We start from the raw sequence: 7,134 nt of genomic DNA, 5'->3' as shown, positions 1-7,134 counted from the left end.
GCCGCGGGCGTGAGTTGGAGTGCGTGAGCCGCCGCCGTCAGGGAGCCGTGCCGCTCGATCAACGCGAGAAGCCGCAGCTGATCCTCGGGGTGAAGACGCTACGGACCGCGCTCACCACCGTCTCCACCCGCCCGCCCCGCGAGGGCGGGCGCAGCACTGGCTTCGCGGGCGGATATCTCACCGGCCTGATCACCAACCTCGGCAACCCCAAGGCGGGCGTGTTCGCCGTCTCGGTGCTGCCCCAGTTCGTGACCGCGAAAGGCCCGGTGTTCCTGTCAACCGTCGCCCTGGGAGCCCTGTGGGCGCTCGTCAGCGCCTTCTGGTACATGTTGCTCACCTGGGCCGTCAGCCGAGGGCGCGCCCTAGTATCGCAGCCGACCGTCCTGCGGGGACTCAGCGTGACCACCGGCGTCGTCCTGCTGGGGCTGGGCGCCGCGGTGGTAGCAGGTGTCTGAGAGCTGGGCCGGTACTTCTTCCAGCGCCCGACCGCCCGAGGTATCTGCCGCCTTGTGTACTGGCAGCCATGAGGTTGTCCTGTATGACCGGTGGCGACGAAGCACACCGAGAAACGATGGCCCCGGCTTCGCCGTCCGCTCAGGCCCGGGGCCACGCGGGTACTCTGCCCGACGGCACGGGAGCGAGGAAACCGATGACGTACGCCATGACACCGGACGGAACCCGCATCGCCTACCAGCTCCAGGGCCAGGGGGCGCCGCTGGTCCTGCTGGCGGGCCAGGCCAACAACCACCACTGGTGGGATGCGGTTCGTGCCGACTTCCATCCCGCTCGCAGCACCCTCACGCTCGACTACCGCGGCACCGGCGACAGCGACAAGCCCGACACCCCCTACAGCACCGAACTGTTCGCCCAGGACGTCATCGCCGTCCTCGACGAACTCGGCATCGACCGGGCCGACGTCTACGGCACGTCCATGGGCGGACGAGTGGCCCAGCAGATCGCGGCCCGCCACCCCCACCGGGTAGGCGCCCTGGTTCTCGGCTGCACCTCACCCGGCGGCCCGCACAGCGTCGAACGCGGCAACGACGTCCGCCAAGCCCTGACGCAACCTCAGCCTGGAGCCGCGCGACAGGCCCTGCTGGAGCTGATGTACACCCCTCGATGGCTCGCCTCCCATCCCGGGCTGCACCACACCCTCGGCGACCCTCGCATGCCTGCCCACGCCCGGCGCCACCACCTCGCGGCCAGCAACCAGCACAACGCCTGGGACCTCCTGCCGGACATCAGCGCCCCCACCCTGGTCGTCCACGGAAGCGACGACCTGCTCAACCCCACCGCCAACGCACCCCTGCTCGCCGACCGCATCCCCGACGCCCGACTGCACCTGGTCCCCAATGGCCGGCACGCCTACTTCGAGGAGTGCCGCACCCACGCCAGCCCCCTCGTCCTGGACTTCCTCACCACCGCGCACAAGCCGTAAGAACAGCGCAGCCGATACTCGGACACCCTGCTGTCTACCGCGCACCAGCGACACCCCGACCTCGGGCTCTCACAAACGACTGTTTGTGAGAGGGGCCGCCACGTGTGGCTCTGGCCCTTACTCTCGGTCGGGGGAGATCACTAGGGTGCGCTCGATAGTGCCGCGGCCACCTGTTCGAGCTGCGCAAGCAAGAGTCGCCAGTCGACGACCGCGAGAGCGCCGAAGGCTCCGTCGGCCCGCTGCCGCCACATGTCCGCACAGGCCCTTGAACAACGCGTCTGCGTACGGGCCTCTCGAGACGAGCAGTCCGGTACCGAAGCGGCGGCAGAGCGAGTCATGAGTAGCCTCTCCTGCCGCCGTCGTCGTCGCCGGTGCCACCCGGAAACCCACTGCAGGCCCCCCGCTGCCCGGTGCCCAAGCCCGGACTGCAGGGCCCTCCACGAGGCGGAGGCTGGCGGGCCGGGCCCTTTGCCCCCAGGGCTCCGGCCCGACACAACTACCCAGTCGGCGGTGACGCCGACTGGGGCGTCGCGGTTCATGCAGGGTCGGCCCTGTGGCGGCTGGACGTCGCCGCCGGCACGGTCGATGTCGTCCCACGGCCCGGGCCGTCAGGAGTCGGCGTCGGCGCGTGAGACGAGGTCGGCGATGCGGGCCCACATCTGCGGCGGGTTGGAGTACATCGGGAAGTGGGCGCAGTGCTCGATCTCGGCGAGTTCGACGCCGCCTTCGGCCAGGGCGGGGAGATAGGACAGGGTGTTGTTCTGCTCCCCGTACATGAACATCTTCGCCACGGGGAGTCCGAGGAACCGGTCGAGCAGCTTGCCGTGGTCGGAGAGGTCGACCATGGACTCGAAGATCGCCCTGACTGCTTCGGCCCGGACCTTGTGGGGAAGGCTCGACGCGTACAGGGCGCCGCCGTAGAAGCGTGACCCGCCGACGCGTTCGGCGAAGCGGGCCAGGAACTCGTGGGGATCGTCGTGGGGGTGGGTGACGATCTGCCGGCTGAGGAAGCAGTCCTCGGGTGCGATGTTGCCCTCGATGTTGGTGAAGCTCGCGACCCTGCCGGGGTCGCCGTCGGCGAGCATGAGCGCGGTCAGGCCGCCCATCGAGTGCCCGACGACGTGGAACCGGTCGATCTGCCGCGCCTTGAGGACCTGCTCGGCGACGGAGACGAGGAAGGGGATGGAGACGGCGCCGAGTTCTGCACAGTTGCTGGCGCCGCAGCCGGGCGCGTCGTAGGCCAGTACGGGGCAATCGGCGAGCCGTTCCTGCTGGACGACGTCCGCGTAGTCCTCTTTGGTCGAGCCGAAGCCGTGGAGGAAGACCAGGGGCGTGCCGGTGCCGCCGCGGTGGAGGCCGGACACCTCGACGCGGGTTGCGTCGACGGTGAGGGGGAGCGTGAAGCGTTCGAGCTTCCTGACGGGGCTCATCGGGCCTCCTCCAGCTGTTGTGCGGCCGGCTCGTGCTCCATGGGTCCGAGGGCGGTCTGCAGTCGCTCGATCGCGGTGATCAGCGTGTCGTCGTCGACAGCGAGGCACACCCGGATGCGTCCGGGGGCGTTGAACGCCTCGCCGGGTACGACCACGAGATGGGCGGTGTCGAGGAGCCACGCGGCGAGGTCGGCGCTGCTGGTCCAGCCGCGGTTACGGAGCAATCCGCTGACGTCGGGGAAAGCGAACATGCCGCCATCGAGCAGCGGGCAGTCGATGCCATCGATCCTGTTCAGCTCCTTCGCCATCATGCTCACCCAACGCCGGGGCCAGGACCTTCCTGGCCGGCTCGCCGCGGCGAAGACAGACGACCTACCCTGTCTTCACGCCTTCGCCAACGGCCTGGAGCGGGATCTCGACGCTGTCACCGCCGGCCTCACCCTGCCCTGGAGCTCGGGCCCGGTGGAAGGTCACGTCAACCGGATCAAGATGATCAAGCGCCAGATGTTCGGCCGAGCCGGCTTCGCGCTCCTCCGCAAACGCGTGCTCCTCAGCAGCTAACGCCCATCACACACCGTCACCACTTCACGGACTTGATGCTGTTGGTGATCTTCCTCGTGTCTGGTGTTCCCGTTGGCTTCGTGGTTCTTTAAAGGTGACCTCTCCGCACCACTCTGTAGTCACTGTATGGAGGTGGACGGGTGTCGATGGGCGGGAATATCGGCCGGGTGATCCCGGCGGAGACGGTCCGTGCGGCCTGGGCGGCTAATCCTTCTGGAACTCCGGCGATGTGGATCCGGGACCGGCTCGCGGGAGTGTTCGGCGAGAAGGACTTCGTCGGCTGGTTTCCCACTGATGGGCGGCGTGGATTGTCGCCGGTGGTGTTGGCACTGGTCAGCGTGTTGCAGTTCGCGGAGAACCTGACCGATCGGCAGGCGGCGCTGGCGGTGCGGTGCCGGATCGACTGGAAGTACTGCCTCGGGCTGGAGCTGACGGATCCGGGGTTCGACCACTCTGTGCTATCGGAGTTTCGAGATCGGATGGCCCAAGACGATCGAGCGGACCGACTGCTGGCGGTGATGGTGCAACGGCTGGTCGAGGCGGGGCTGGTCAAGCAGCGGGGCCGGGTCCGGACCGATTCCACGCATGTGCTGGCCGCGGTCCGCAAGCTCAACCGCGTCGAGTTGGTTGGGGAGACGCTGCGGGTCGCGCTGGAGGAACTCGCCGCCGCTGACGAACCCTGGCTGGCCGCCCTGATCACTCCGGAATGGGCCAGCCGCTATGGTCGGCCGGTCCGCTATGACCGGCTGCCGCGCGGCAAGGAAGACCTGGCCGCGCACGTGCTGCAGATCGGCCGGGACGGGATGACGATCCTGGAGGCGGTGCATGCGGCCGGAGCGTCGCGTCGGCTGCGGGATCTACCGGGGGTGCAGGTACTGCGTCAGGTATGGGTGCAGCAGTACTGGACAGACTCCTGCGGTGATCTGGCCTGGCGAGCCGCCAAGTCCAGTCGGGACCGGCAGAGCCGCCACGGCCGGCCGCGCCGCTCATCCGGCGAGGAAAGCGACCAACAGACGGATCTGGCACGGGTGCCGTGGTCCGGGATCGAAATCGTCAGCCCGCACGATCCCGAAGCCCGGTACTGCCGCAAGGAAGGAAAGACGACCACGAAAGCCGAGTGGGTCGGTTACCGGGATCATCAGAGCGAGACCTGCGACGATGGTGTCCCCAACGTGATCGTTCACGTCCTCACCCGCCCGGCGCCGGTTCAGGACATCGATGCCGTGGACGACATCCACGCGGGTCTGGCCGCCAGCGGCCTGACCCCGGCCGAGCATCTCCTCGACAGCGGATACGTCACCCCGGACGTCATCCACCACACTGCCCAGCAGTGGGGCGTCGCTCTGATCGGGCCAGTTCGAGCCGACCCGCGAGGCCGCCTCGGGTTCACCAAGGAAGACTTTCACGTCAACTGGGACGATCACACCGTCACCTGCCCGCGCGGGGTGACCAGCCCGCCCTTCAAACCCACCCTCGGCGATGGCAAGCCTCGCCTGTCGGTGCTGTTCCCTCGCGCGGCCTGCCGGGCCTGCCCAGACCGCCAAGCCTGCACCGGTGACGCCAACGGCAAGGGCCGCCACCTCACCCTGCTGCCCGAGCCGCTGCAGCAGATCCAGACCCGCAATCGCGCCGACCAGCACACCGAACCTTGGAAGGCCCGCTACGCCCTGCGTGCCGGCTGCGAGGCCACCGTCTCCGAAACCACCCGCGCTCACGGCCTACGCAACTGCCGCTACAAAGGCCTCGCCAAAACCCACGTTCAGCACGTCCTGACCGCAGCTGGCACCAACGTCATCCGCCTCGCCGACTGCTACACCCCCGGCATCATCCCCGATCGACCGCCACGTCCGATCAGCCCGTTCCAGCAACTCTGCCGACGACTGGCCGCCCAGATCCCAGAATGACATCGAAGATCACCAACAGCATCCGGACTTTGAGCCAGAGCCGCAACTCACGTACAGAGCCACAGTACGCACAGCCGTTGAGCTGGGACGCGCGGATCTGGACCAGTTCGACCAGGGCTGGGTCCAGCCCGTCGCGGGCGGCGGCGTCGAAGCTGATGAGGGCTTTGAACGCGCGCGGCGCGGATACGGCGAAGTCGACGCGGGAGGGGCGGAAGATCTCGGGGGCGTTGGTCATGCGGTTAGCCTCGGGACCCGAGAGACCGATCGAAGGGGGCAGTCGAGTGCCGGATTCCCGGGTCAATTTCGCCCGTGAGGCGGGCTCTGACCTGCATCTTGAGCTATCGCCTACGGGGCCTCGCCGGGCGGCGGTGGCGGCGGCGCTGCGGGAGGCGGTGCGCAGTGGGCGGCTTGCGCCGGGGACCCGGCTGCCGCCGTACCGCTCGCTCGCCGTGGATCTGGGGGTCGCGCGCAACACGGTCGCGGACGCGTATGCCGAGTTGGTCGCCGAAGGCTGGTTGACAGCCCGGCAGGGTTCCGGCACCCGGGTCGCTGAGCGCGTCGTGGCCAAGCCGCGGCGTGTTCCCAGGAAGGCCCCTGGCCGTGGGGACGGCGCCGCCCACGATCTGGGGCAGGGGCAGCCGGACGCGACGTCCTTTCCGCGCGCCGCGTGGGCCGCGGCCGTTCGTCGCGCGGTGACCGCCGCACCACATGACGCCTTCGCCCCCGGCAACCCTCAGGGGCGTCCCGAACTGCGCCGCGCGCTGGCCGAGTACCTCGCGCGGACGCGCGGCGTGTCTGCTTCACCGGACCAGATAGTTGTCTGCGCCGGGTTCGCGCACGGGCTGCGTCTGTTGTTCGGCGGCGGGGTGCTGTCTGGGCCGCTGGCTGTCGAGCCGTACAGCCTGCCCTTCCACCGCGGCGTCCTGGCCGACGCCGGAGTGCGCACGATCCCGCTGGGCCTGGATGAACGGGGCGCGCGGACCGACGAACTGGCGTCGCGCCCTGGCACCTCGTGGCGGCGCGGGGCACGTGCTGTTCTGCTCACTCCCGCTCATCAATTCCCGACCGGCGGCCCGCTGCATCCGACGCGCCGTGCCGCGGCCGTCGACTGGGCGCGCGGTCGTGGCGGTGTGGTGCTGGAGGACGACTACGACGGCGAGTTCCGCTACGACCGGGAACCGGTGGGCGCCGTTCAGGGGCTTGATCCCGACCACGTGGTCTACATCGGCTCGGTCAGTAAGAGCCTGTCCCCGGCGATCCGGCTCGGCTGGATGGTTCTGCCGCCGCACCTGGTCGACCTTGTGCTCGCGGCCAAGGGGCTGCGCGAGGCGTGGACGGGCGTCACCGACCAGCTCGCGCTCGCGGAGTTCATCGCCTCCGGGCACTACGACAAGCACATCCGCCGCATGCGGCAGCGCTATCGCGCCCGCCGCAACCAGCTCGTCGCGACGCTGGCCGAACGCGCCCCGCACATCGCGGTGACCGGAATCGCGGCCGGGCTGCACGCCGTCCTGCGCCTGCCCCCGGGCACCGAGGCGTCCACCGTCAAGGCGGCCACCTGGATGGGCGTGGCCCTCGACGGCCTGGCGACGTTCCGCCACCCCGACAGCCCCCAACCCCACCGGGACGGGCTGGTCGTCGGGCACGCCACACCGCCCGAGCACCGCTACCGGCCGGCGCTCGACGCGCTGTGCCGCGCCCTGCCACTGGCGCTGATCGGCGGCCAGGCGCTGTCGTTCTACGACTGGTACGCCGACCTGCCGGTGGCCTCCCCGCAGGTGTTCGGCGACCAGACCGACGT

Annotated in this window: 7 protein-coding genes and 1 pseudogene; 5 read left to right on the top strand and 3 right to left on the bottom strand. The window is 69.5% G+C overall.

Annotated elements, in window-relative coordinates; genetic code table 11:
* A partial coding sequence (locus ABZ260_RS43100) for a LysE family transporter (protein WP_355629475.1) occupies positions 1-455 on the top strand: 455 nt, incomplete at its 5' end.
* A 194-nt stretch (positions 456-649) separates the two neighbouring features.
* Positions 650-1,438: an alpha/beta hydrolase gene (locus ABZ260_RS43095; protein ID WP_355629472.1), complete on the top strand. Its 789-nt coding sequence runs from the start codon at positions 650-652 to the stop codon at positions 1,436-1,438.
* Between the two features lie 608 nt (positions 1,439-2,046).
* Here the strand turns inward: ABZ260_RS43095 and ABZ260_RS43090 are convergent.
* Together ABZ260_RS43090 and ABZ260_RS43085 are read right to left on the bottom strand one after the other, a co-directional pair.
* On the bottom strand, positions 2,047-2,868 hold the full coding sequence (locus ABZ260_RS43090; protein WP_355629469.1) for an alpha/beta hydrolase: 822 nt from the start codon (positions 2,866-2,868) through the stop codon (positions 2,047-2,049).
* The gene (locus ABZ260_RS43085; protein WP_355629466.1) at positions 2,865-3,119 is read right to left on the bottom strand and encodes an aminotransferase class I/II-fold pyridoxal phosphate-dependent enzyme; all 255 of its coding nucleotides are present in this window, start codon (positions 3,117-3,119) and stop codon (positions 2,865-2,867) included. The genes ABZ260_RS43090 and ABZ260_RS43085 overlap by 4 nt, the downstream gene beginning before the upstream one ends.
* A gap of 139 nt (positions 3,120-3,258) precedes the next feature.
* On the opposite strand from ABZ260_RS43085, the pseudogene ABZ260_RS43080 reads away from it, so the two are divergent.
* Both ABZ260_RS43080 and ABZ260_RS43075 read left to right on the top strand, forming a co-directional pair.
* A pseudogene (locus ABZ260_RS43080) lies at positions 3,259-3,429 on the top strand (ISL3 family transposase); the annotation flags it as partial.
* Between the two features lie 146 nt (positions 3,430-3,575).
* Positions 3,576-5,333, top strand: coding sequence for an IS1182 family transposase (locus ABZ260_RS43075; protein WP_355629463.1), 1,758 nt, complete (start codon positions 3,576-3,578; stop codon positions 5,331-5,333).
* On the opposite strand, the gene ABZ260_RS43070 is transcribed toward ABZ260_RS43075, so the two are convergent.
* Positions 5,281-5,568 (bottom strand): carboxymuconolactone decarboxylase family protein, encoded by a 288-nt coding sequence (locus ABZ260_RS43070; protein ID WP_355629460.1) that lies wholly within the window; start codon positions 5,566-5,568, stop codon positions 5,281-5,283. The genes ABZ260_RS43075 and ABZ260_RS43070 overlap by 53 nt on opposite strands.
* A 133-nt stretch (positions 5,569-5,701) precedes the next feature.
* On the opposite strand from ABZ260_RS43070, the gene ABZ260_RS43065 reads away from it, so the two are divergent.
* Positions 5,702-7,134 (top strand): aminotransferase class I/II-fold pyridoxal phosphate-dependent enzyme (locus ABZ260_RS43065; RefSeq protein ID WP_355629457.1); only part of this gene is annotated, 1,433 nt, incomplete at its 3' end.

It is taken from the genome of Streptosporangium sp. NPDC006013 (assembly GCF_040614275.1).
Lineage (GTDB): Bacteria > Actinomycetota > Actinomycetes > Streptosporangiales > Streptosporangiaceae > Streptosporangium.
The sequence above is the reverse complement of the archived record's forward strand: the minus strand, read 5'-3'. Positions and strand labels throughout refer to the sequence as shown.

Bases quoted from the DNA above. Each gene is read 5' to 3' on its own strand.
- ABZ260_RS43090 (WP_355629469.1), bottom strand. From the start codon at position 2,868: ATGAGCCCCGTCAGGAAGCTCGAACGCTTCACGCTCCCCCTCACCGTC.
- ABZ260_RS43075 (WP_355629463.1), top strand. From the start codon at position 3,576: ATGGGCGGGAATATCGGCCGGGTGATCCCGGCGGAGACGGTCCGTGCG.
- ABZ260_RS43095 (WP_355629472.1), top strand. From the start codon at position 650: ATGACGTACGCCATGACACCGGACGGAACCCGCATCGCCTACCAGCTC.
- ABZ260_RS43085 (WP_355629466.1), bottom strand. From the start codon at position 3,119: ATGTTCGCTTTCCCCGACGTCAGCGGATTGCTCCGTAACCGCGGCTGG.
- ABZ260_RS43070 (WP_355629460.1), bottom strand. From the start codon at position 5,568: ATGACCAACGCCCCCGAGATCTTCCGCCCCTCCCGCGTCGACTTCGCC.